23 protein-coding genes are annotated in these 25,398 nt (G+C 46.7%); 7 read left to right on the forward strand and 16 right to left on the reverse strand.

Annotated elements, in window-relative coordinates; translation table 11 throughout:
- Positions 1-18: 18 nt before the first annotated feature.
- Together DXB83_RS07790 and DXB83_RS07795 are read right to left on the reverse strand one after the other, a co-directional pair.
- On the reverse strand, positions 19-600 hold the full coding sequence (locus DXB83_RS07790; protein WP_022461597.1) for a TetR/AcrR family transcriptional regulator: 582 nt from the start codon (positions 598-600) through the stop codon (positions 19-21).
- Between the two features lie 551 nt (positions 601-1,151).
- Positions 1,152-1,355, reverse strand: coding sequence for a hypothetical protein (locus tag DXB83_RS07795; RefSeq protein WP_243108877.1), 204 nt, complete (start codon positions 1,353-1,355; stop codon positions 1,152-1,154).
- A gap of 93 nt (positions 1,356-1,448) precedes the next feature.
- Here DXB83_RS07795 and DXB83_RS07800 point away from each other — a divergent pair, with 93 nt between their 5' ends.
- Together DXB83_RS07800 and DXB83_RS07805 are read left to right on the forward strand one after the other, a co-directional pair.
- A complete protein-coding gene (locus DXB83_RS07800; RefSeq protein WP_118697419.1) occupies positions 1,449-2,483 on the forward strand; it encodes a threonine aldolase family protein in 1,035 nt (344 codons plus the stop codon).
- 132 nt (positions 2,484-2,615) lie between these two features.
- On the forward strand, positions 2,616-3,464 hold the full coding sequence (locus DXB83_RS07805) for an LD-carboxypeptidase (RefSeq protein ID WP_022461125.1): 849 nt from the start codon (positions 2,616-2,618) through the stop codon (positions 3,462-3,464).
- On the opposite strand, the gene DXB83_RS07810 is transcribed toward DXB83_RS07805, so the two are convergent.
- The 3 genes from DXB83_RS07810 to coaBC form a co-directional block, all read right to left on the reverse strand.
- Positions 3,446-5,449 (reverse strand): NlpC/P60 family protein, encoded by a 2,004-nt coding sequence (locus DXB83_RS07810; RefSeq protein WP_022461124.1) that lies wholly within the window; start codon positions 5,447-5,449, stop codon positions 3,446-3,448. The genes DXB83_RS07805 and DXB83_RS07810 overlap by 19 nt on opposite strands.
- Before the next feature lie 85 nt (positions 5,450-5,534).
- Positions 5,535-6,305 carry a TatD family hydrolase gene (locus DXB83_RS07815; protein ID WP_022461123.1) on the reverse strand — a complete coding sequence of 257 codons (771 nt, stop codon included), beginning with the start codon at positions 6,303-6,305 and terminating at the stop codon, positions 5,535-5,537.
- Positions 6,306-6,508: 203 nt separating this feature from the next.
- On the reverse strand, positions 6,509-7,705 hold the full coding sequence (coaBC, locus tag DXB83_RS07820; RefSeq protein WP_117813435.1) for a bifunctional phosphopantothenoylcysteine decarboxylase/phosphopantothenate--cysteine ligase CoaBC: 1,197 nt from the start codon (positions 7,703-7,705) through the stop codon (positions 6,509-6,511).
- Positions 7,706-7,871: 166 nt separating this feature from the next.
- On the opposite strand from coaBC, the gene DXB83_RS07825 reads away from it, so the two are divergent.
- The gene (locus tag DXB83_RS07825) at positions 7,872-8,657 is read left to right on the forward strand and encodes a type III pantothenate kinase (protein WP_022461121.1); all 786 of its coding nucleotides are present in this window, start codon (positions 7,872-7,874) and stop codon (positions 8,655-8,657) included.
- A 90-nt stretch (positions 8,658-8,747) separates the two neighbouring features.
- Here the strand turns inward: DXB83_RS07825 and DXB83_RS07830 are convergent, their stop codons facing one another.
- The 11 genes from DXB83_RS07830 to nagA all read right to left on the reverse strand — a co-directional run bounded on the left by DXB83_RS07830 (position 8,748) and on the right by nagA (position 22,113).
- Positions 8,748-9,356 carry a hypothetical protein gene (locus DXB83_RS07830; RefSeq protein ID WP_147399372.1) on the reverse strand — a complete coding sequence of 203 codons (609 nt, stop codon included), beginning with the start codon at positions 9,354-9,356 and terminating at the stop codon, positions 8,748-8,750.
- A gap of 323 nt (positions 9,357-9,679) precedes the next feature.
- Positions 9,680-10,390, reverse strand: a complete 711-nt coding sequence (locus DXB83_RS07835; protein ID WP_117805290.1) for a hypothetical protein — start codon at positions 10,388-10,390, stop codon at positions 9,680-9,682.
- A gap of 267 nt (positions 10,391-10,657) precedes the next feature.
- Positions 10,658-11,398, reverse strand: coding sequence for a hypothetical protein (locus tag DXB83_RS07840; protein ID WP_022461191.1), 741 nt, complete (start codon positions 11,396-11,398; stop codon positions 10,658-10,660).
- Between the two features lie 396 nt (positions 11,399-11,794).
- Positions 11,795-13,591 (reverse strand): helix-turn-helix domain-containing protein, encoded by a 1,797-nt coding sequence (locus DXB83_RS07845; RefSeq protein ID WP_022461190.1) that lies wholly within the window; start codon positions 13,589-13,591, stop codon positions 11,795-11,797.
- A gap of 564 nt (positions 13,592-14,155) precedes the next feature.
- Positions 14,156-14,389, reverse strand: a complete 234-nt coding sequence (locus tag DXB83_RS07850; RefSeq protein ID WP_022461189.1) for a hypothetical protein — start codon at positions 14,387-14,389, stop codon at positions 14,156-14,158.
- Between the two features lie 148 nt (positions 14,390-14,537).
- Positions 14,538-15,443: a hypothetical protein gene (locus DXB83_RS07855; RefSeq protein WP_022461188.1), complete on the reverse strand. Its 906-nt coding sequence runs from the start codon at positions 15,441-15,443 to the stop codon at positions 14,538-14,540.
- A gap of 224 nt (positions 15,444-15,667) precedes the next feature.
- Positions 15,668-16,315 carry a helix-turn-helix domain-containing protein gene (locus tag DXB83_RS07860; protein ID WP_022461187.1) on the reverse strand — a complete coding sequence of 216 codons (648 nt, stop codon included), beginning with the start codon at positions 16,313-16,315 and terminating at the stop codon, positions 15,668-15,670.
- A gap of 524 nt (positions 16,316-16,839) precedes the next feature.
- Entirely contained in the window at positions 16,840-17,592 is a 753-nt protein-coding gene (locus tag DXB83_RS07865; RefSeq protein ID WP_022461185.1) for a hypothetical protein, read from the reverse strand.
- 191 nt (positions 17,593-17,783) lie between these two features.
- Positions 17,784-19,766, reverse strand: a complete 1,983-nt coding sequence (metG, locus tag DXB83_RS07870; protein ID WP_117805108.1) for a methionine--tRNA ligase — start codon at positions 19,764-19,766, stop codon at positions 17,784-17,786.
- A 462-nt stretch (positions 19,767-20,228) separates the two neighbouring features.
- Positions 20,229-20,969 (reverse strand): glucosamine-6-phosphate deaminase, encoded by a 741-nt coding sequence (gene nagB / locus DXB83_RS07875; protein WP_117761352.1) that lies wholly within the window; start codon positions 20,967-20,969, stop codon positions 20,229-20,231.
- A 34-nt stretch (positions 20,970-21,003) separates the two neighbouring features.
- A complete protein-coding gene (gene nagA / locus DXB83_RS07880) occupies positions 21,004-22,113 on the reverse strand; it encodes an N-acetylglucosamine-6-phosphate deacetylase (protein ID WP_117805110.1) in 1,110 nt (369 codons plus the stop codon).
- A 242-nt stretch (positions 22,114-22,355) separates the two neighbouring features.
- Between nagA and DXB83_RS07885 the strand changes: the two genes are divergently transcribed.
- From DXB83_RS07885 to DXB83_RS07900, 4 genes are read left to right on the forward strand one after another with little or no spacing between them, the layout of a single operon-like run.
- Positions 22,356-23,171 carry a MurR/RpiR family transcriptional regulator gene (locus tag DXB83_RS07885; protein WP_022462919.1) on the forward strand — a complete coding sequence of 272 codons (816 nt, stop codon included), beginning with the start codon at positions 22,356-22,358 and terminating at the stop codon, positions 23,169-23,171.
- Positions 23,137-23,601, forward strand: coding sequence for a DUF2752 domain-containing protein (locus tag DXB83_RS07890; protein WP_199608700.1), 465 nt, complete (start codon positions 23,137-23,139; stop codon positions 23,599-23,601). Before DXB83_RS07885 ends, DXB83_RS07890 begins: the two co-directional genes overlap by 35 nt.
- Before the next feature lie 15 nt (positions 23,602-23,616).
- On the forward strand, positions 23,617-24,015 hold the full coding sequence (locus DXB83_RS07895; RefSeq protein ID WP_055220966.1) for a DUF4234 domain-containing protein: 399 nt from the start codon (positions 23,617-23,619) through the stop codon (positions 24,013-24,015).
- 18 nt (positions 24,016-24,033) lie between these two features.
- Positions 24,034-25,386, forward strand: coding sequence for an MATE family efflux transporter (locus DXB83_RS07900; RefSeq protein WP_117510573.1), 1,353 nt, complete (start codon positions 24,034-24,036; stop codon positions 25,384-25,386).
- Positions 25,387-25,398: the final 12 nt, after the last annotated feature.

The following is a 25,398-nucleotide window of genomic DNA, read 5'->3' on the forward strand; positions in this document are numbered from 1 at the left end:
GTCCTCCTTGTTTTTGGGTTATGAGTAAATTCCATACATGAACTGGTGTACCAGACGGTAGACTTCTTCGTCCCGGACGACGAGGTTGGAAAGATCGGATTGATCTCCTGCTGTCATCATCAGGTAGTGCATCAGGATTCCGGAGAAGCCTACGGCGAATTGTTCCTGACGGCCGTTCATGTTGCCGAGTTCGGCGCTGGCGTTGTCGAAGACGTCGACGCACAGGTGATAGAACCGGTCAATCATGGGGTATACGGTGCGGAAGCCTTCGCTTTTTCTTCCGGAATAGAACAGTGCCATCATCAGCATATGGAATTTCGGGTCTTCGGAGGCTCCGTTGAAGAAGGCACGCGCGATGCGGTACAGTTTTTCGGGGATGTTTTTCCCGGTTTCGGAGGCTTCGATGAGTTTTTGTTCCATGGGCTGAAAGTGCTCGTTTAGCAGGGCTTCGAGGAGGCCTTGTTTGCTGCCGAAGTAATAGTACAGGGTTGGTTTGGATACTCCGGCGGAGTCTACGATCTGCTGAACACCGACGGCGTCGTACCCGCTTTCGTAGAAGAGGGTCAGAGCTGAGTTCATGATTAGCTGACGATTGTCCATTTTGAATCCTCTTTGTTGCGGAAGGGACGCTCTCTGGAGTTCGCCTGACCGCGGTGTGTTTGGGTGGTTGTTTGTTACGTGTGAGTTGGCATTTGTTTTGGTTTAAAATGCTTTTGTTGATTTTGTATTTAAGAAGTCTGCTTTTGTGTGTGATGGTCGAATTGCGTGAGTTTTTGGCAATTTTGACGAATTTTGTTGGATTTTGCAGGTTTCTTATGTGTGTTTCTGTTATCATTATACCAATCGGTATATAAAAAGTCAATGCGAAATATATAATGGATGAAAATAGATGCATAGAAAAAGAACCGGCGGGGAAATCTTTAGTTTAGTTCTCAGATTTCTCTGTCGGTTCTTTTCTTATTTTCCGATACTGTTTTTATACGAACTGAACCTCACATGACTAAAGTCACGTGCTTCAGACCGCTTTAGGCGGCAGACAAAATATCGGCGGATACGCCTGTTTCTTAGATCTTGCGCGGATACGCGCTTCTTCCATGCCGGATACGGCAGGTCTCCACATAACAGGTAGTCCACGGTATATCTGCCTGTGTTTATGCTGCTTTTCGCAGTTCCATTTCTGAAATTAAGTCTCTCAAATCCGCATAAACACATGAGGTTCTACTCTTTACTGCAGGAACTTTTGCCTCCAGCAAAGACCTTTCCGTTTCCGGTAAGGGTTTTAAAATTTCACGAATAAAATATCTTGCTCCAATATTGTACGATGCAGATAGTCCTCCTTCTGCATTTTTTTGCATTTTCTCTTTTTGTTCTCCAATTGCTGTTTTCCTTCAGATGCCGTATAATGGAAACAGCATTTTTCAAATTCAAATTAAGGAGAACGTAAACTGATGATACGATTTAATAATGACTACAATCACGGTGCGCACCCGGAGATTCTGGAGGCGCTGGGGGCTATTAATGGGAACAGTTATGGTGGATATGGGGAGGATGAATGGTGTGAGAAGGCTGCGGAGCTGATTCGGGAGAAGATTCGTTGTGCGGATGCGGCGGTTCATTTTTTTCCGGGGGCGACGCAGGCGAATTTTATTGTGACGGCGGCAGCGCTTTCGCCGGTGCAGAGTGTGATTGCGGCGGATACCGGACATATTAACTGCCATGAGGCGGCTTCGATTGAAAATACCGGGCATAAGATTCTGGAGCTGCCGAATACGGATGGTAAAATTTCGGCGGAACAGATTGCGGCGTGTGCGGCGGCTTATTATGAAGGCGGTGAGCCGGAGTATCTGACGGAGCCGAAGATGGTATATCTTTCATTTCCGACTGAGCAGGGAACGCTGTATTCGCTGCAGGAGCTGACGAAGATTCACGAGGTCTGCCGGAAGTATGATATGTATCTGTTTGTGGACGGGGCACGGCTTGGATACGGGCTTGGATCAGAGAAGAATGATGTTTCTCTCGAGGATCTCGCTGCTCTCACAGATGTTTTCTATTTCGGCGGAACGAAATGCGGTGCGCTGTTTGGTGAGGCCGTTGTGCTTACAGCTGACTCGCTGAAAAAGCGGTTCAAAGCCTACATGAAACAGAACGGCGCTGTCCTCGCAAAGGGATGGCTGCTCGGACTGCAGTTCCACTGCCTGCTGGGGCATGATCTTTATTTCACTGCGACACGCCGCGCCGATGAACTTGCCATGAAACTCCGCAAAGCATTTGCGGCGCAGGGGATTCCATTCTGGGTGGAGAGTTTTACGAATCAGCAGTTTGTGATTCTCACCGATGTGCAGAAGGAAACTCTGGAAAAACGCTATATTTTCGAGCCAATGGGGAAATCCGCGGACGGCGGAAATATTGCGCGGTTCTGCACCAGCTGGGCAACGACGGAAGAGGAAGTGCAGACACTGATTGATGACCTCAAAGCTTTATAATTTTTGTCCAAAACGGCATTCTACAAACACCGGCGATCTCTAAATCTGCTTTGCAAATTCAAAGAAAAAGCTGTACCGGTGTGCCACGAAAATGCAGATTTTGCCTTGTTTTACTCCGAGAAAGGAATCTTTATGTCTCATAAAATTGGTATTACCGCCTGCTCCAACCCCATGCATCCTTCCTTTTCCGCCGATCTGGCGCGTCTCTGTCAGATTCTGCGGGAGCTGGGCTTCGATCCTGTTTTAAGCCCCTGCCTCTACGACAACGGTTCCAGCTTTTCCGGCACGGGCGCGGAGCGGGCGGATGCGTTGATGAACCTTTACTGTGACCCAGAAATCACGGATATTTTTGATGTTTCCGGCGGCGATATGGCGAATGAAATTCTGCCGTATCTGGATTTTTCTGTCATCGCCGCCTCCGGCAAGCGCTTCTGGGGATACAGTGATCTCACGACGATTGTCAATGCTGTCACGACTGCGACTGGAAATGAGTCGATGCTGTATCAGGTTCGAAATCTGCTGTACGACCACAGCGCCGAACAGATCACTCTGTTCCAAAACGCTTTTTCCGGGCAGTCTCCCAGCCTCTTCGACCTCCCTTGCACATTTCTGCAGGGCGATCACATGGAAGGTGTGATGATCGGCGGAAATATCCGCTGTTTTCTGAAGCTCGCCGGAACGGATTTTCAGCCGGATTTCCGCGGAAAAATCCTGCTCCTCGAAGCCATGGGCGGCGGCGTTCCGCAGATGGTTACGTTTCTGTCCCAGCTGAAAATGATGCATGCCTTTGAACAGATCAATGGTATTCTCCTCGGAACATTTTCCCAGATGGAACGCGACCAGCTGACGCCGGATATGCCGCAGCTTGTCCGCCAGGCGGCCGGACCGGATCTCCCGATTGCAAGGACTCCGTATATCGGCCACGGCACGGATGCACATGCCGCCGTGATCGGCAAATTTTATCAGATTTCTTCTGACTGATATACATCCGCGTAGCGCACGCCGAACTCCTCTGCGTCTGCATGGCGTTCCATATAGATATCAATGTGGCCGTACGGCGTGCCGCGGTCCTCGACCGTATAAATTTTTCCGCCGATATTCAGCTTCGTTCCAAACGGCAGAACGCCGGTTGCAATGGTCCGGCCCTGCACCGGCATTTTTCCGGATGCGGTCGGGCCGCCCGCCCAGCGGCCACAGCAGACGGCGCAGTTGCAGTAAGCGGTCAGTTTAAAATTGCCGAGATATTTTCCCGAAGCGCTTTCCAACCGATCACCTGCGGTACTGTTTTCTGCACTTGTATTCTGCACATTTTCTGCTCCCGCCTTCTGTTTTCCACCATTCCCGTTTTCTGTTGTCTGGTTATCCACAGAGTTTCCTTCTTTTCTCCCATTATCCACATCTCCCGTTTCTATTTTGCTCTCACGCATTTCCTTCGAAATCACCCGCACAGCAAATTCTGTCGATTTCTCATAGTTAAAATCTGAAATCAGAATCCCCGTCGCCTCGCTTCCAGCGTGGATTACTTTTCCATCACCGAGATAAATCATGACATGGTAAATAAACCCGCTCTCCCGCTGGTAAAACAGCAGATCACCAGGCTTTGCCTCCTGCACCGGAATGCGTGTTCCAGCTTTCGCCTGCTGGCGTGAGGTTCTCGGAAGGGTATACCCGAAATTAGCAAAAATCTGCTGGGCAAAGCCGGAACAGTCGCAGCCGTTTGTAAGACTCGTCCCGCCCCAGACGTACGGATTTCCCAGGAATTTTTTCGCGTACTGCAGGACCTCGCCGCGCGCTTCGTCAGAAGAAAGAAGTGTTCTCGTCGTTGCATATGTATAGGTGTACGCCTTATTATTCCATGGCTTCACCCACATTTCCGCCATGGGAAAACTTTCCTCCTGCCAACGGTTTACCTCTTTTTCAGCCTCTTCTCCGCGCAGGAGATACCGCGCGCAGACAAATCCACGGACATCGCCGGATTCCACATAAACCCAGTCAGAATCCGCATCCGCTAAAATATAACAGAGGCTTCCCTTCGGCAGGATTCCGACGATTTTCTGATTTGTGCCTTTTCCTTCGCGGACGTGAAGCCAGGAATTCACATCGGCGATAGCATATGTTTTTTCAACCGTATGAAACAGCCACGGCATACGGGAAATCGTGACTTTTTCAGCTTCTGCCGCCTGCCACTCACTGTAGCTTTCCCGCGTGCGCTCAGCTTCCTGCTCTGCCGAAAAGACGGGTTCAGCCTCGGCGGCTGGCGGTTCCGCAGACTGTGATAAGTCAGAATCCGAAGAGACTTCTGCCGTCTTGTCCCCACCAGTTGCATCATCACTTCCTGCAGATCCGTTTTCTTCCTCCGGCGGTTCCATCTGCTCCCCATCTCCGCCGCCGATTTCTTCCTGCCCCGGCCATGGATCGTTGGAAATATCTTCCCCTTCGCCCGGCCACGATCCATCCATTTCACTGTTTCCCGGTGTTTCCGGCATGTCTCCCTGATCTCCCGGTTCTGGATTTTCCGGCTCCTCTGGCTCTGTCTCGCCTGCCTCTCCCGGTTCTGCATTTTCCGGCCCCTCTGGCTCTGTCTCGCCCGTTTTTCCCGGTTCCGTCATTCCTGCATTCTCTCTGCCGTCAGGCTCCTGCGGTTCCGGTTCCTCCGGGACTGTCTCATCTTCTTTTCCCTCGGATCCACTTTCCTCTTCCATCTCATCATTCTGCGTACCTTCCGGTTCTGTCACCTCTTCCGCTTCCGCAGGTGCCTCCTCCGCCGCATCTTCCTCCACGCAAAAAGAAGCAGCCCCAACGGCTGCTTCCCCTGCAATCTCAATTCCAATCTGTCCCGGATCGGCCGTTTCCTCTTCTGCTGCATAAACGGCTGTCGGGTTTCCCAGTGTCACTGCGAGCGCACCGATCATCGCGGCGCGCACCAGCTCGGCGCATTTGTCGCCCATCATTGTTTTATCAACCATTTTCGCTTTCTCCTATTCAATTTGTCCGGCCAGACGGAATTGATCCGAACAAATAAAACAGAAGAAACACCTCTGGTATCGCTTCCTATTCCTCTGCTCGAAACAGTCTGACCGCATTTTTTTCTGTCGTCTCAATGACTTCTTCTTCCGAAATTCCCTTGAGTTCTGCGATCTCCTGCACAACGTACGGCAGATACAGAGATGAATTTCGTTTTCCCCGGTACGGAACCGGTGCCAGATACGGACTGTCTGTTTCCAGCAGAATGCGCTCCATCGGAGCCATCTGAACCACTTCTTTGATCTTCTTCGCATTTTTGAACGTCACCACGCCGCCAATGCCAAGATAAAATCCCATTTTCAGGTATTCCTCTGCCATCTCCACAGAGTAGGAAAAACAATGAATGACGCCGCCGATCTCCTCCGATTTTTCCTCTTTCATGACGCGGAGCGTATCGGCCGCCGCCTCCCTGCTGTGAATAATCATCGGAAGTTTTTCTTCCCGAGCAAGCGCAATCTGACGGCGGAACCAGTATTCCTGCTTCTCGTGATTCTCCTTGTCCCAGTAATAGTCAAGGCCAATCTCACCGACCGCGACCGCCTTTTCCATGCGGCAGAGTTCCCGCATCCGCGCCATCACGTCCTCGTTCAGATCGCCCACCTCATCCGGGTGAAGGCCGAACGCGCCGTAGATGAACGGATACGCTTCCATCAGTTTTCTTGTATTTTCCAGTGATTCCAGATTTGCCGAGACATTGATGATACGCCCGATTCCGTTTTCCTGCATCGAGGAAAGCAGCTCTGCGCGGTCTTCATCAAATTTCTCATCGTCATAATGTGCATGTGTTTCAAATATCATATCCGAATTTCTCCTTAAAAAAACGAAACAGAAACGGAAGAAAGCTCTGCATAGCCTTCCCCTGTTTCCGTTTCCACGTTTATCCATCCTATCGTTCGTTGTTTTCGTAAAAGTAAAGTGCGCCGCTGCGCCTGTGCTTATTATAACGCATTCATTTTTCCCGCGTCAACCAGGAAACGAAAAAAAGTCACTCTTCAACATGATCACCGCCGCGCCGCAATCTCATCCAACAGGCAGCCCGCCACTTCGTCTTTTCCCATGAGCGGAAGCTCCTTGATGCCGTCCTTCGTGATCAGCGTCACCACATTCGTCGCCACACCGAAGCCGGCACCCTCTGTCTTCAAATTGTTTGCCGCGATCATGTCCAGATGCTTCTTCTCCAGCTTTGCACGCGAGTTTTCCACCATGTTCTCGGTTTCCATCGAGAAGCCGCATACAAACAACCCCGGATGACGGTTCTTTTCCACCCATCCCAGAATATCGTCGGTGCGCTCCAGCGGAATGCTCATGTCACCGTCCTTCTTTTTGATTTTCTGATCCGCCACCGTCACAGGCCGGTAATCAGCAACCGCGGCCGCCTTAATCAGAATATCCGTCTCCGGCAATGTCTCCCGCACCGCCTCCAGCATGTCCTTCGCCGTCGTCACCGGTCGCATCGCAACGCCTGGAACCGGGGCTAATGAAACCGGGCCGGAAATCAGCGTCACCTGCGCGCCGCGGAGCATCGCCTCCCGCGCTATCGCGTATCCCATGCGGCCGCTGCTGTGGTTCGTCAGATACCGCACCGGATCGAGGGATTCCTGCGTCGGGCCTGCAGTCACGGTGACACGCACACCAGCGAGCGTCTTTTCGCGGGCAAGCTCCATCGCGATATAATCGAGCAGCACCTCCGGGTCCGGCAGTTTTCCTTTTCCGACGTCCTTGCACGCCAGCATTCCCACGGTCGGCTCGATGATGCCGAAACCGTATTTTTTCAGCGTCGCCAGATTATCCTGCGTAATCGGATTTTCCAGCATTGCCGTATTCATCGCCGGAGAGACCAGCTTTTTGCACTTCGCTGCGAGCACCACCGTTGTCAGCATATCATCTGCAATGCCGTGTGCCATTTTTGCAATCACATTGGCGGTAGCCGGGGCAATCATAATCAGATCCGCCGCTTTTGCCAGCGAAATATGCGTCACCTCATATTTAAAATCACGCGCAAACGTATCGACCACGCAGCGGTTGTTGGTCAGCGTCTCGAACGTCAGCGGGGTGATGAACTGCGTCGCGTTTTCGGTCATGATGACATGCACGTCTGCTCCGGCTTTCCGAAGACCGCTCGCCACATTTGCCATTTTATAGGCGGCAATTCCGCCTGTCACACCAAGTACAACACATTTTCCGTCAAGATTTTCCATTGTAACTCCGTTCTGCTGCCTCGAAGCAGCTTTTTTCCTATGATAGTTTTAAGTATAGCAGACAGAAAAACAGATTACAACCAATCCTGTTTGCCATTGATGCAAAAAGGCTTTATAATAAAAGTACAAAAGAACTCTACTTTTAAAATAATCGCGAGGTATTTTTATGATTTTAGCCATTGATATCGGGAACACAACCGTTACGCTCGGCGGCGTCCGGATCGCACCGCAGCAAGCGTATTCCCTCGAATTCACAGCCCGGATTGACATCAACCACACCTGGTCTGCCAGCCAGTATGAATCTGCGATCGAGCAGCTTTTTGAAGACAAGAATCTTTCCCCGTCCGACTTTCGGGGCGTCATCATTTCCAGCGTTGTTCCGTCGGTTCTGACGCTTCTGCAGGAATGTGTCCGTAATCTGTTCGGCACAGAACCGCTGCTCGTCACATCCGAAAGTGATCTCGGCATGACATTTTCCATCCCGGAACCGGAAAAAGTAGGCCGCGACCGCCTCGTTGATGCAGCCTGGGCCGCCGCACATTATCCGCTGCCGGTCATCACCGTGGATCTTGGAACAGCGACGACCTTCAATGTCATCCGGGAAAACAGCGTCTTCTGCGGCGGCGCCATCGCACCGGGACTCGATATGGGACTTGGCGCCCTCTCCGAGCGGACCGCCCAGCTCCCGCGGCTCGACCTCCAGATCCCGAAACGCATCATTGGCAGAAACACCGAAGAATGCATTCTCTCCGGCACCATCGTCGGCATGGCCGCGATGCTCGACGGAATGGTCCAGCGCATCGAAGCCGAACTCGGCTCCCCCGCCACCCTCATCCTCACCGGCGGCGCGGCACGCTTCGTCGAACCGCTCGTTTTACATCCTCATATCTATGACCCGAACCTTCTGCTGAAAGGGCTGGCGTTCCTGTGTGAGCGGAATTGTGCAAATTAAAATCGTACTTCCAAATATTCATCAAACTTTTTCATTCTGCATGACGTTAAAAAGCGTGTCTGTTCTCCAGGCACGCTTTTCTCTATTTTTCTATGGAATCGTAACCCTTCTTTGTGTTGCCTCTCCGCTTTTCAGTTTTTCCTGATTCTCCTCTTTCAGTTTTAAAATACACGGGCGAATGCTTTCATCATACGTTTCTGTTGTCTGAAGTACATGACCATTGTATACAATCACATCATCGGAATACAGAAATACAAGCGCCATCTGATTCATCTCATGATCGTAGATCAGAACATACCAGTTATAATCATACAAAATCCTCTCTGTCATGTTGAATACCTGTTTTGGCTTCTGGCAGGAAATTTTTTCTCCGTAAATGGTCGAGAGAATTTCGTCCATCTCCTCCGGACGATCCTCGCGCGTGATCGCAAAGGACATTCCGGCTCCGGTGTCTTCCGGGATATAAAGATAAATCATCTCGGCTTTGTCCGTATCAAAGGTTTCGATTTCCTGCAGCAGTTCCTGATCCGATTTTTCTGAGATGAAATCTGCTGCCGTCAGGAAAACATCTGTCGTACCCCGCTCAGGACCAATGGGATTTTCTTTCTGTGTATACACCGCCGTCATTCTTTTTACCAGACATCCTGCAATCACGCAAAGGATCACTCCAGCTAACACAGTGATTTTTCTCTTTTTCATACGTTTCAAGGAAATCACCTCTCTTCCAAAACAGACATTCCGGGAACCTTCCAAAAGTTGAATTTTCTCTTTTCAGTATATCATGAATTTTTCCGGGACACACTCTTTTCCTTCTCCCTATGCACGGAAAAACTCCCGGCACTGCCGGGAGTTTATGACTTTCTTATTTCATAGTAACTATTCAGAACCCCATCTCGATTCCGCTTGCGCTGCATCTCGATGTTGCTTCTCGCCATATGAAATTCCAGAAAACCGTTCATTCATGCAAGCATGATTCACGATTTTCTTCCATTTCGCATGGCTCTGAATAGTTACATTTCATATTACTTTTTCACCTGCTCATATACCAGTCCCGGATAAGCTTCGAGGCTGACACCGTTTTTTTCAAACATTGGAAATGCTTCTGCGCCGGATGCGCATACGGCGGTTGCCATGCTTGCCTGTTCGGTGTAGTTCTCCCAGTTGTCGGTGGTAAGGCCAGGCTGGTATGCTTCCCAGGCGGTTTCGTATTCGGTGCTCTTATCGGAAGGAATCGCATCTTTCAGGCTCTCGCCGGACCAGACGGCAAGCTGATCTGCTTTTTTGTAAGTGTATTCCGGGAGCTGATCGTCGCCCAGCGACTGGTACAGTTCGTAGCGGGTAATGGAGTCTTTGGAACTTCCGTAGGATTTTTCCATTTCTTTTTTCACGGTATCCATATCGGCATCATCCGGGTAGGTGATGTCTACTTCGCACAATACCGGTTTTCCCGTCGCTCCGGTCTGATCGAGGTTGATAAACTGAAACATGACTCTGGAAGTTTTCTCGCCGAAAACAGTGGCTTCTGTATCTACTGCGATCGCGGCTGCACTTTCGGTCTCAGAGAAAATTTCCACCTGATCCCGATCTAAATTCCAGTCGGCAAGCACTTCATCCACTGTTTTTCCCCATCCGGTATCCGGCGGCGTAATTTCCTTGCTGCTCTCTTTCGCTCCCTGACATCCAGTCAGCAACAGAGCGCATATTGCAAAAATACCTGCTAATTTTTTATTCATACACCTGCATCTCCTTTCCGTTTTGTTATTTTTTTCACATACTTTTTTTGTTAGCCCTATACTACCATATATTCTTCTGAAAATCTATGACGTTTGGTGAAAATTTTCTTACATTTTTCTTATGCATTCGATTTAAATCAAAGAAAAAGCAACAACATCCCTTATAGAAATTCTCTACCGCTATTAAAAAACGCTCCCCCAGTATCTATAACGCAAGGGGAGCGTCTATTTTCAATTAGTTCGCTTGTTCTGATAATCGAGTTTTGCTTAAGCTCTCTCCCAGCGGCCTCCCGGGGCTGAAGATATAACACAATAAGCAATATTCAAACTTGAGGTTCCAGCTTTAATATACGAACGACAGGACCGTCCACACTCTAAAGTCGAATATGTAATCATCTGCGTATTATTTGGAGTATAGTGATATGGGGTTCCTCCAGCAGGATTTGAAATTGTTTTTGTAATATCATCATACTGGAATCCCACCTCTGGTGAATATTTGGATGTCTGCATTAAACTACTTGCTTTCATAGAGGTTCCGTAGTTCAGTGTTGTTTCAAACCAATTAATTCGTACCTTTAATGCCTGACGGTCATTTGTCACGGATACTTTCATGGTTGCATAAATGCTGTACTGGCTAAGCTGCCCCGTATTGCTTACAATATCAGTGATTGCTACTCTTTGCTGATGCTCGTCTACAATCAACAAACCCGTTGAAATAATATCCTGCTCGCTGCCATTTTCATCCACTACCTGTGTGATTGACAAATAATCATCCGGCTTTGCATCAATGGCGCGGGTCTTCATCTGTTTTTCCTGATATTGTTCAATTGCAACCTTAATTACGTCACTTTCATTCGTGATGTGATTGTTTAAAACCTCTTCATACACTCTGTTTTTTAATTCTGCATTTGTTTCTGCTTTTACTGTTGTAGCAAATACACTAGTCATCACCAAAGCTAACATACAGAAGCCGATTGCTGTTAACGCATTTTTCAATCTTTCTTGCATAAATAACTCCCTCTCTTTCGATTTGCAAAATTAATCACTGCTATTAATTCTCTTCTGCATTGGACTTTTCTCCTTCCTTCATTTTGCCTGTTAGCCTAGGCTCATTTAAAGCCTGGATTCAGTTTTTCACATTTCTTTACTTAAAAGCCCAAAAAGTTTATGATGTTAAATGAAAATAAAAAAACCATCTAACATCATAAACTTTTTATTTTTTTTCATATATTTTATAGATATATTATTTTACTTAACGAAAGCGAGATCTTCTATGAAAAAAACATTCAAAAAATTATTACTTATCTTCCTAATATTTTCTCATATAACTATTACTATTCCTGCACCCAAATTTCCACCATTTTCAACAACTTCAGCTCCACTCCCTCCAAATGATAATGATCATTAATTTAACAAATTTCTTTCCTCTACATAATTTTTCATTACCTTGTAATCTGCATCCATTTTATACAGCTTGAGCAGATTCAAGTTTTGTTTAAAATATTTTTTACATACTTCTTTTCCTTCTTCTTCCATAATGCACGCCTGAATCATCAAGCAATATCCTAAAGATGCACCCTTGCCTGCATACAGCATCTGCTGAACAGCTTTTTGACATGTGCACATAGCCTCCTTAAAATATTTTAATTCATCCAGTGCTCTTGCATAATTCGCTATATTCATATTCCAATCTAACATATGAAATACTGGCTTTATACAGCTATCACTATATCTGTCGTCTATAAAGTGATAGATTTCCAACGCCATTTGATAATCTTTTTTCCCCCAATAAATAAGTGCTATTTCTGTCAAAACACTGATTTCCTGGCGATTCAATACATATTCTGTTCTATATACATCTTCAAATTTCAATGTTATCTCTAACAATGCTTTTAGTTGCTGTACAAGTTCTTCTGAATTGCCTAGATGTTTATGATATTTTAATTGTATTTTTCCAACTTCTACATACTGTTTGTTTTCTGGCTCACTACGATCTATCTTACTTTCAATCTCAAAAAGTATTTTTTCCGCTTTCTCATATTCTTTACGATGCATATATTTTGAAAATTCTATTTTTAATTCTAATATTTCATATTCTTCTACCTGAATTCCTGTCTCAATTCTTTTTCCATTTCTATCCATTTTTTCCATAATTTGCCAAAGCTTTTCACTTCGCGGCTGCTGATTTCCGTTTTCTATCCGCGCCAGTGTCTCCTGTGTGCAAATATCCTCACTTAACGATTCTTGTGTGAGTTTGGATGCTCTTCTCGTTCTTCGAATTAATTCGGCATCCACCTCAAAATTCCGAATTACATGTTCAAACAAACGATAATTCTCAAACGACACATTATAATCATGTTCTACCTCTAATATGCATTTTTGTTCCTGACGTAATATTTCAATAAAATCCGCATTTGACTGTTCTTTCTCTAAAATTCGTATATACTGACTTAAAATTTCCGGCATATAAAGTAGCTTTCCTTCGTCTCTTAACGCTTCCAGCGCTTCTTCTGTTCTCATTTTTATATATGTAGTATTTTCACCCTCTTCTATCACTTTACTTATTAAAAGTGCTGCGTACGGAATTATTTTTACTCGTTCTGTCTTTTCAAAATTTTTTCGGAAAATTTCTTCTACTAACGCTTTAATTTCATCTTTGGCTCGTTTTTGTTCTGTTTCTTGACAGACTTCCCACCTAAAAAGAAGTAATTTATATTCCTCAGCACTTAAAACTCCCGTCTTTCTTTGGTTTTCTGCCTCCGGCATTGTTTGTAGAATTGCCGTTTCCAGATGCTCACAAACCAGTTCTACCGATTCTCCGCGCAGCCACGCAATCTGCGCACGTTCCTGTTCTATGAATTGTCGATGCAATGGTTCTTTTGCCCGTTTGTTCTTTTCATATTCATCCAGATATTGTTCTGCTTCTTCCCATTTTCTTTGACATATTTTTTGTTGAACTTCCTGTCGTAATTCATAAATTTTATAAACATCCATCGGCAATATATAAGTAAGTCGCTCTACTGATTTTCCTAATCGCCCCATAATTCGATCAATCAGGAAAAAATCTATTTCCTGCTGATCCGCTTCAATTCTTGCATATTTCGACAAAGAAGAAATTCCCATGCATAATTGTTTTTGGCGTATTCCTTCTTTTTCTCGTAGTTTCCACAGTAGCTGTCCAATTCCTTGCATTTGTTTCATTTTTTCTCAATAAGTCCTCTTTTATATGTTATATTTTTTGACTTTTATTATATCTCGTTCTTCTACATATTTACTAATCAATTCTTTGCTAACTTGAACTAAATCTGGCGTACGTACTCCTTCTCTCTTAACGTCCACAACAACTGCCCGATTTTTTTGTCTATTTCATAATTTTCTCGTAATACTTTTGGTTACATTTTGATTTATTTTGACAAAACTACAAATATTATCATTCCTTCTATTATAAATTCTCATTTCTTGCAACAACAAGAGAAATTATATACATATTTGTGTGCTTTTCTTTGTACAAAACAACGTATTTCATTTTTTTTCAATAAAAGTGTAATTTTTCATTCTTTTAAACGTATAAGATTATCTTAGGCGTAAAAAAGGCCCCAGCGTAAACCGAAGCCTTCCTTTGCTCTGCAACTATGCCCTCTTTTTTTCCGAATCATCACACCAATTTCATAATTTCCCTTTTCCCATTTATTTTTTCATCTCTTCTATGTTTTTTTGTCCTCACTTTCACTGAGACTTTTCTATGTTCTAGCAAAACCTTTGCTTTTAATACCCTTCTCGGCTCTCAGATTCCTCATACACTTCCACCGTACCGGAATGATTTCCCATCATAGGACGGTAAATGTACTGCCGCACGTTGATGTCTACCTTCGCTGCCTTATCATCTGCGGAAATGTAAATTCCAGCCTCTGTGTTGTCATCGTCTACCGTGTAGGTATCTCCTGTTCCAAAATAGGAAAGATCGCCGTCCTCTTTCTGCTTCTGTGTTTCTTCTGGCAATTTATCTCTTGTTGTTGTGTTCACGTACCTTTTAGTAAGTTCATATTACGCCTAAATTATCTGAAAATCTATGATTTTATTTAAAATTCTTCTTACATTTTTCTTTATATAAAAGACTTCTTTCCATACGCCAAGGCAGGTTGGATTTTCATGCATCTTCTCTCTTACTTTTTCTTCTAACTACCACTCCCAATACTATGATCGCTGCTAAAACTCCCCCCTCCGTCATCAACATACGATACATCATTTTATGCTGATATTTCCCCGGCTGTGCCGCTACATCAAGAACCGAGCTAGTTCCTCCGAGGGAATTTTCCAGCTCTATGTAAGTGGAATCTGCAACAGCGGCTACAACCGACGGATAGCTGTATGCCGGAAATGCCGTCTGCTTCACAAACATATCATTCGTATTATTTTCCGCCCGTGAACTGTCGGTAAGACAGCCTGCCGCATCTTCGCGTCCCGGGATCAGATATTCTACACTTTTTTCATTCATTGCAATCCAGATCGGAAAACGGATGGGATCTGCTCCACCGACCAGATGAAACTGATAATCTTCCCACGCAACGTCTGGATTTGCAGCAAGCGAAGTCTTTAACTGCTCGATATAGGTAGGTGTATTGTCATTTTCATACCCTCGAGTGCCGCTGATGTGCCACGCATCGCCCGGCTTTCCATCCTCTCCATCAGCTCTCACTGCGCACGCCTCATACAAATGACCATAAGCTTTGATCGGAACAATCCAGATATAATCACTCTCTTCCAGTGCCGTTTCGACTTCCGAAACAGAAAGCAGCTCGGAAGTAAAAAGCGGCGTGTCAATATACTCTTTCAGCGCATTGTCGAAATCAATATCATCGACCGTCACCCCTTCTGAAAACGGGTCGTAAACAGGCCCGCCATTCGTAGAAGACACAATTTCATCTGCAAGCGCCACAATTTTTTCATAGTCTCCGGAATCCGGCAATGTTTCGAATGTTGATGCAGAAACACTCATTGCTGATACTGCAACAGCACCAACCAGTCCCCAAAATATTCCCAATTTTCTTTTCATGCAACGCCCTCCTTTCCCTTTTCATCTCTTCCCTTTTTTCTTTATTATATCTGATCCCGCTTTTCCCAGACAATGCAGCACTTTTCCTATATTTTCCTTTTCTTTTTTGTTACTATTTTAATTGCAACTTGTTATCTTCTTCAAATGATTACCAGTTCCAACACGCAAAAACAGAGGCTCACCTCCTCATTGGAAATGGCCTCTGCTTTTTTTCATTTTTCTTCTTACATCGGAACTTTTTCCACCAGATCTTCTACCTTGCATACTAACACCCGTGCAATCTTCAACAACGTTTCTGTCTGCGCCTTGTTAATGTCTTTTCTTCGCTGTTCGTACTGCTGAATAGTACGAACTGAAACACCTGATTGCTGTGCCAGTTCACTCTGACTTAAATTTGCAAAGGTACGCAATTCTTTCAGGTTCGTCTCCGGTTTTGCTTCACGATATAATTCATTCATTTTGTCCACAAACTGGCGTATATCCATTTCATGGTATGGTGTGTAAAGCATTCGTACTTCAGTTACAGGGATGGCCTGATTTATTTCCGCAAAGGATAAACTAGTACTCCACTGATAATAGGCCAGTGCCCAGCCGATCCAGTATTCAGGGCTTCGATTGTAGGAATATGAAGGTGTTTGTTTCGGATGTGGTTTTCCAGTTTCCCTTAATACTTCATATGCAATCTCAACTCCCGATCTTCCAGCCACTATAGAGCAGTCACCTCTTTCAAACCGCGATGCTGTATTACTCATGCAAAACCACTGCCATGCCGTTTCCAATGGATATTTTAAATTATTCACCATATAATCCAGCATGCAGGCAAGATTTTTTTGAGCAACAGAAAGATATAATTTATCGTAAGCATAGATCATCTGGTTTCATCTCCTCATCCAAACTTTTTTCAAAACAAAGCAAAAAGAACTTTTGACATTTTCACAAAAGCGTGATACTATGATATTGAAAAAGAGTGCTACCGGTAGACGGTTAGTCCGATATAGTTTGCAAAAATAACCGCAACGTTTGTCAGACTGTATGGCGGTTATTTTTGTGTCTTATTGTTATCCTTGCCAAGCGTATATCCGATACTAAAGCAGGTTAAGCCGAAGCTCATTACTGCAAGAAAGTCCATAATACTCATTGGCTTAGCCCTCCTTTCAAAAGATTCTCTTTCGAGTTTCTATGTAATCAGAGGGTCACAGGTCTACACTTCGTTTCGGTCGTTGCTAAACGAGTGCCACCGGCACTCAGCAACCCTCTGTCGAAGGACTAACCGCCTACCGTTTTGATAGCACCCATATTTTTATTATATCCTCTTCACAATCAGCTTTCAACAACAAATTTACTCTCTTCGGTTATATTATAGTGTTTCTTTTTGGTTGTATTTTACGTTCGACACTTATTTTAAAACTTTCTCTTTCCACCACCATACGATCCCCACAACAATTCCTCCCGCCAGCACAAAAATCATCTGCCTTCCTGAAAGCTCCCATCCAAATAACTCAACCCTTGCTTTCTTCGGCTGATACGAATACCCCATCAAAATTCTGTTATCATCCCCCGTCCCCACTGTAGCATGGCAATATGTGGTTCCCATAAATTTCATTGCAGAATTTGATGTTCCCAACTGGCTTCCGGAATAGCTGGCGCCGTTTAGCTGTTGATTATTTGCGACAAGATTTCCACTGACTTCCCAGTCGTTCATTTTGCTGTTTTTGTACCATAAGGTTCCGCCAAATTTATACGGTCTTATCGCCTCTCCCAGCAAAAACGAAAAGCTGTCGTTTCCACATGGCTTTTTATCCTCTGTGAATTCATACGTTGGATAAACATAAATCGTCGAACCATTTTTGAAGGCTGATGCAGAAAATTCAATCCCTTCGAAATCTTCCTCTCTTCCATTCATCGCCTGTTTTCCTACATCGATTTTCATATACTCAAATTTTCCATCCCCATTTTTTAAATCATCGACGATAAACTGCTTCACATGCTCATCCAGCTTTTGTATCTCATTCTCTGGCATCCCTGTTTCCTGCAAATAAGCATCGTAATCAGAAGGAACCTTTTCCTCTGCCTTCACATAAGATACCCCCGCATACAATGACAGTCCGCAGCAAAGTAAAACCAGAAATAACGTCCGCATTTTTCTCATACAACGCTCCTCCTTCCTGTTGTCATATTCGATAAACCCGTTCAAATATTCTCTCTTTATCATTATATTATCATAAGATTCAGAATCTTTATATGACGTTTTCCTTAACTTTTTAAAACGCAAAAAATCCCTCCCCACACATCACGCATGGAAAGGGATTTCTCTATTTACTCTATTTTTCTTTTAATCCATCAGCAGATCTCCGCACCCGCCGGCATTGCTTTTTCCGGGGTCATGAGGCATACGTTGCCTTCGGCGTCTTCTGCACAGAGCAGCATTCCTTCGGACATCATTCCTGCCAGTTTGGCCGGTTTCAGGTTGGTGAGAACCATAACCTTCATTCCGATGGTGTCTTCCGGTTTGTAATATGCTTTGATTCCGGAGACGATCTGTCTTACCTGGCTTCCTACTTTGACCTGGAAGCAGAGGAGTTTTTTGGATTTCTTGACTGGCTCGCAGGAGATGATTTCACCTACCTGGAACTGCATTTTTCCGAAGTCTTCGAAAGTGATTTCTTCCTTCGGCTCAAGGTCAATCACTGCTTCCTCTTCTTTTTCCTCTTCCTGGGATGCAGCAGCCATAGCAGCTTTCTGTTTTGCCTGGATCACTTCTACTTTTTCCATTACCTCTTTGACATCGAGTCTCTGGAACAGGATCTGCGGCTGATCGGTTACTTTATTGCCCGATACGTACAGTCCGAACTGATTGAGCTCTTCGTAGCTGCGTTTCTCTGCGTTCAGCTGAGCCAGGATCTTCTCAGTAGTCTCCGGCATGAAGGACTCGAGCAGGCATGCGCCGATGGTGATGCTCTCTACCAGGTTGTACAGAACTTCTTCCAGACGGTCTTTCTTTGCCTCATCCTTTGCCAGTGCCCACGGCATCGTCTCGTCGATGTATTTGTTGCAGCGTTTGAACAGACCAAAGATCTCAGTCATTGCATCTGCCACACGCAGCTCTTCCATCTTTGCAGCAACTTTTGCTTTTGTTGCGGTAACGACTGCTTTCAGATCATCATCCACCTCTTCTGCTGCGCCGGTCTTTGTCACAACGCCGCCGAAGTATTTGTTGCTCATGGAGATGGTACGGTTTACCAGGTTTCCAAGAGTATTGGCAAGGTCGGAATTCATACGCTCAACCAGCAGCTCCCAGGTAATGACACCGTCGTTCTCAAACGGCATCTCGTGCAGAACGAAGTAGCGGACAGCGTCTACGCCGAACAGGTCTACCAGATCGTCTGCGTAAATCACGTTTCCTTTGGATTTACTCATCTTGCCGTCGCCCTGCAGCAGCCACGGATGACCAAATACCTGTTTCGGCAGCGGCAGATCAAGTGCCATCAGGAAGATCGGCCAGTAAATGGTATGGAAACGGATGATGTCTTTTCCGATCAGATGCAGGTCTGCCGGCCACAGCTTGTTGAACTGCTCGGAACTGTTTCCGTCACAGTCATAACCGATTCCAGTGATGTAGTTGGTCAGTGCATCCAGCCATACATAGGTAACGTGCTTCGGGTCGAAGGATACCGGGATTCCCCAGGTGAAGGAGGTTCTGGATACACAGAGATCCTGCAGTCCCGGAAGAAGGAAGTTGTTCATCATCTCGTTCTTTCTGGAAACCGGCTGGATGAATTCCGGATGAGTGTTGATATAATCGATCAGTCTCGGTGCATATTTGCTCATCTTGAAGAAATATGCTTCTTCTTTTGCCGGCGTAACCGGGCGTCCGCAATCCGGGCATTTTCCGTCTACGAGCTGGGACTCGGTGAAGAAGGATTCACACGGTGTACAGTAAAGACCTTCGTAATATCCTTTGTAGATATCTCCCTGATCGTACAGTTTTTTGAAGATTTTCTGTACCTGTGCCTCGTGATCGGCGTCGGTGGTACGGATGAATTTGTCGTAGGACGTATTCATCAGATCCCAGATTCTCTTGATCTCGGTGGATACGTTGTCTACGAATTCTTTTGGCGTGATACCTGCCTCTTCTGCTTTCAGCTCGATCTTCTGGCCATGCTCATCGGTTCCGGTCTGGAAGAATACATCGTAGCCCTGCTGACGTTTGAAGCGGGCGATGCTGTCCGCGAGTACGATCTCGTAGGTGTTTCCGATGTGCGGCTTGCCGGATGTGTAGGCAATCGCCGTGGTGATATAATATTTTGGTCTGATTTTTTCCATTGCTTTCATTTCTCCTTTCAAATAAAAAAACTGCCTTATTCCGCTCTCTTGTAGTCGGAAGAAGACAGGTTTGTTTACCCGTGATACCACTTCTTTTCGTCCCTGCCTCACGGCAGAAACCTCTGCAGGTACATGTGCTATACCTCTCCGCTGTAACAGGCGGAACCTGTCGCAGCCTTACCGTTTCAGATTGTTGTTCTCACGGTTCGGTGCGCCTCTCGGAAGCCATGTTCGATCTGCCGCTCCTCCTCCCCTCTCAGCCTGCAAAACCGGAATAGTTTTCGGGGGTGTTCTCTGTAAATTCGCACATGCAGATGTACTCTCTTCGTCACTGTGTTTTGTTTTTATGCACTGGTTTTATGCTAACACATTTACATCAATTTGTAAACCGCAAAAAAGCCCGCCGTACGGGGATTTTTTCATATTCTCCCCATTCGGCGGACCTTTCATTCATCGTAACAATTATCTGTGGTTTGCTTTGATCACAGACATTGCTGCTTCATCTGCTACAACTGTCAGATCGTTGTGAAGCTGCAGGATGGAAGCCGGAACCTGCGGAGTAACCGGTCCGTACAGAACTTTGTCGAGGATCTCTGCTTTTCCTTCGCCGCTGACGATCAGCAGAACTTTTCTCGCCTGCATGATGTTCTTGATTCCCATGGTGTATGCCTGGGTCGGAACATCCTCTACTTTTTCAAAGAAACGTTTATTTGCCTGAATGGTGCTCTCGGTCAGGTCAACGCAGTGTGTCTCTTTCTCGAATGCTGCGCCCGGCTCGTTGAATCCGATGTGGCCGTTGTTTCCAAGTCCAAGAAGCTGCAGGTCAATGCCGCCGACGCTGCGGATGATTTCGTTGTATGCTGCACATGCTTTTTCGCTGTCCGGCTCCAGTCCGTTCGGAACGAAGGTGCGCTCTTTGTTGATGTTGACATGATTGAACAGGTTGGTGTTCATGAAGTAACGATAGCTCTGATCATTCTCCGGAGAGAGTCCTTTGTACTCGTCCAGGTTTACGCTGGTGACATTTGCGAAATCAAGGTCGCCTTTGTTGTACCACTCAACGAGCTGTTTGTAAGCGCCGACCGGGGTAGATCCGGTTGCAAGGCCGAGCACTGCGTGCGGTTTCATGATCACCTGCGCGGAGATGATGTTTGCTGCTTTTCTGCTCATATCATTGTAATCTTTTGCTTCAATTAATAACATTTGTTTTTCCTCCAAATTTCTTCTATATAATAAATTACATAATAACCTGTTTCAGGTTCAGTTCGTCGTCCACCAGAAGTACATGCGCTTTTTTGCCCGGTGCAATGGATCCTACTTCATCGTAGATACCGATGCTCTGTGCCGGATTTCTTGTTGCCGCAAAAATGGCATCTGCCAGCGGAATATCAAACGAAACTGCTTTTCTCATGCAGTCGTACAGGTTCGTAGCGGAACCCGCGATGGTCTCACCGTCGGTCAGGGTTGCTTTTCCGTCTTTCATCCAGACAGCCTGTCCCCCGAGGGAATACGTTCCGTTCGGCATTCCCGTTGCCATCATGGAATCGCTGATGAGAACCATGCGCTCACTTCCCATCATGGAGAAGGTCGCGCGGACAACCGCACCGTGAATGTGATAGCCGTCACAGATCAGCTCCATGCGGCACTCCGGATCGTCGAATGCGGCGCCGATGACACCAGGGTTACGGTGTGCGAACGGCGGCATGGCGTTGTACAGATGGGTGACATGGTGTGCTCCTGCTTTCATGGCAGCCAGCGCGGTGTCATAATCTGCTGTTGTATGGCCGATGGAAACCATGACTTCATCGGAAACCTCTTTGATAAATTCCAGTGAGCCAGGCATATTCGGGGCCAGGGTTACGAGACGGATTTTTCCGCCGCTCGCCGCATTGCATGCGCGGAAGAACTCAGCGTTCGGAGCCACGATGTTCTCCTCTGCCTGTGCGCCTTTTTTGATCGGATCGATGAACGGTCCTTCCATGTTGACGCCGGCGATCACTTCTGCTTCCGGCTCATCTTTGATTGCTTCGATGGTTCCGAAGATTTTCAGCAGATCGTCTTTTGGCAGTGTCATGGATGTCGGGCAGTAAGAGGTAATGCCGTGCGCTTTCTCGTAGCGCAGGATCTCTTTTAAACCTTCCACGTCTCCGTCTGAAAAATCATGTCCGGCAGCGCCGTGGCTGTGTACGTCAACCAGTCCCGGCAGAACCATCATGCCTTTCGCATCGATCACTTCCTGATTGATCACTTCTTCTTTTGTGGAAACGAAACGTTTTCCTTCTATATAAAGATCTTTTTCCGCAAACGTTCCGTCTTCCTGAAATACACGTCCGTTTTTGATAATCATTGTCTTGCCTTCTTTCTTTGATCTGTTCTGATTATAATTTATGTTGATTTTATTTTCAACTATTTTTATATTTTAGAAATTACTTTCACGTCATTAAAGTTCTTTCCATTTTTCCGCCCGCTTTCCCGTGCAATTCACACACAATTGAAAGTTGATTCACCACTCTGCCTGTGATACAATAAAACAAGAACTGATCTGAATTTTTTTCAGATATTTACAGATACCAGGAGGACTTACGTTCCATGGAACACTTTGAAAAATCGATTATTCCTGTCATTGAGTCTGTCTATCCCTCGTTCACTCCCCTGGAACGGACGGTAGCAGATTTTTTTATTCATAATACCGACGAGTCGGATCTGTCCGCGCGCCACGTTTCGGAACTACTCTATGTTTCGGAGGCTTCGCTCTCCCGCTTTGCGAAAAAATGCGGCTACACGGGCTACCGCGAATTTGTCTACCGTTACCAGGAAGGCCTGAACGCCGCACTGCCTGGCACGGACGATCACATCAAACAGGTGCTGAATACGTATCAGGAGCTGCTGAATAAAAGCTACTCGCTCGCCGACCGCGCGCAGATTGACCGCATCTGCCATATTCTCACTTCGAAGCGTCGGGTGTATGTCTACGGTCTTGGAAGCTCCGGACTTTCCGCCCAGGAAATGAAGCTGCGTTTTATGCTTGCAGGCGTGGATATTGAAGCAATTACCGACATTCACATCATGAAAATGAATGCCGTTCTGCTCAATGAGAGCTGCGCTGCAATCGGCATTACCGTCAGCGGACAGACACCGGAGGTGCTGCGTGCACTCGGAGCCGCAAAGGAAAAGGGAGCCTCTACCATTCTCTTTACCTCCCGCAGTTCGAGCGATTACGATGCCTTCTGCGATGAGGTGCTGCTGCTGGCAGTCAAGGAGCATCTGAAAAACGGCGGCGCAATCTCTCCGCAGTTCCCGATTCTCGTTATGATCGACGTTCTGTACTCGCATTTTCTCACGACCGACAGCGAGCGCAAGGAGGCTTTATATGAATACGCCGTTACCAAACTCCATGAAACGTGATCCCGGCCGCGGCAGCGCGTATCTTTCTTTTCTGAGGAAACGCTGCCGCGATTTCTTTTTCTTCTGCCTGCTCCTCGGCGTTTACGTCGCCTTCATCACCCTCACAGGCATCGGCTGTCCGATCCGTTTTTTCATAGGCATTTCCTGCCCGGGCTGCGGAATGAGCCGCGCGGTACTGTTAATGCTCTCCGGTCATTTTCAGGCGGCGTTTCGGATGCATCCGCTTGTCTATGCCGTACTGCCCGCAGGTGTCTGGCTCTTCTTCGGGCCGGAACAGACGGCGGGACTTCGGCGTTTTAAAAAGGGGATCATTACGGTGCTTGTCGTGCTGCTTCTCGCCGTTTATGCCTGGCGCATTTATTACCACGACCCGCTCCTTTCTATTGACCCCTCTCTCGGGCGCGTGCTACAATGGTTCTATCTTAATTAAAGGGGGTATTTACAAATGAATGTAAAAGACAACCGCAGTTTCTGGGTCTATCTTCTGCTTTCGATTGTCACCTGCGGACTCTACTCGATCTACTTCTGGTATGTTTATGTGGAAGACCTGAACACCATCTTTTACGGTGACGGCGAAGACAGCCCGAACTACATTATTGTGCTGCTTCTGTCCTGGGTTACCTGTGGAATTTACGGCGTTTACTGGCGTTACAAGCAGGCGAACCGCATGTACCGCGAATCCTACGACCGCTATGGGGTGATGATTGAGGAAAATGGTTCTGCCATTCTTCTGTGGACGCTGCTTGGCTACCTGACCGGCGGCATCGGCCAGCTCGTTGCCGACTATTTCATGATCCAGAACCTGAATAAGACGGCGCTCGTTTATAATTCACGTGCATATTAAGCAGGGGAGGCGTTTTTTATGGCAACATCTATGGTAAAGGGAAATCCGGTAAAGCTGATGCTCTCGTTTGCCTTTCCGCTTCTCATCGGAAATCTGCTGCAGCAGACGTATAACATCATTGATGCGGCGATTGTCGGCCAGGCACTTGGCCCGGAGGCACTCGCCAGCGTCGGTGCAAGCAGCAGTGTACAGTTTCTGGTGCTCGGCTTCTGTATGGGAAGCTGCACGGGATTCAGTGTCCCGGTTGCCAAGTATTTCGGCGCCGGAAAGCTTGATAAAATGCGCGATTATATTTTTAATGGTGCTGCACTTGCTGTCCTGATTGCGGCCATTCTGACCACACTCTGCAGTTTACTCTGTGCACCAATTCTGCACCTGCTGTCGGTTCCGTCCGATATCTTCGCGGATGCCTACGCATATCAGCTTGTGATTTTCCTCGGGATTCCGTTTTCGATTCTGTACAATTATCTTTCCAGCATCCTGCGTGCCGTCGGGGACAGCCGCACGCCGTTTCTGTTTCTGGCATTTTCGGCAATCCTGAATATTTTCCTCGATCTGTTCTGTATTATCATTCTGCATCTGGGATGCGCAGGAGCGGCGATTGCGACGATTTCCGCCCAGGCGATCAGCGGACTCTTATGTCTGTTTTTTATTTCCCGTAGGGTAAAGCTCCTGCTTCCGACAAAAGAAAACCGCACTCTGCGAAAGGATGCCGCGCAGGAACTCCTCGCAATGGGCATTCCGACGGGACTGCAGTTTTCGATCACAGCGATCGGCAGTATGGTAATGCAGTCAGCGAATAATGGACTTGGCAGTGTTTATGTTTCGGCGTTCACAGCTGCTATGAAAATCAAACAGTTTATGATGTGCCCGTTTGATGCGATCAGTACCGCGGCTTCCGTCTTCTGCAGTCAGAATCTCGGAGCCGGCCAGGCAAAGCGAATCCGTCAGGGACTCCGCCAGGGTGTGCTTGTCGGTGTCGGCTATGGTGCGTTTGCGGGTGTCATCATGATTCTGTTCGGACGGCCGCTGACAAAGCTCTTTATTGTCAGCTCTGCTTTTGAAGCAATCAACGCTTCGGCAAAATATCTGCGCTGCCTCGGATTTTTCTACTGGATGCTTGGTATTTTGAATGTCTGCCGTATGGTAACGCAGGGACTTGGCTACTCGGGAAGAGCCGTTTTCTCCGGCGTAATGGAGATGCTGGCACGAACGATTGTCTGCCTGGGATTTGTCGGTGCGTTTGGCTTCACCGCAATCTGCTTTGCGGACCAGGCTGCATGGCTCGCCGCCTGCTGCTATATCGCACCGACATGTCTGTACTGCGTGAAGAAATCCACGAAGATGATTGCGGATCGCGGTGCGAAATAATAACGTTATTTT

The organism is Blautia sp. OM06-15AC, assembly GCF_003481425.1.
In the GTDB taxonomy this organism is placed as follows: domain Bacteria; phylum Bacillota; class Clostridia; order Lachnospirales; family Lachnospiraceae; genus Fusicatenibacter; species Fusicatenibacter saccharivorans.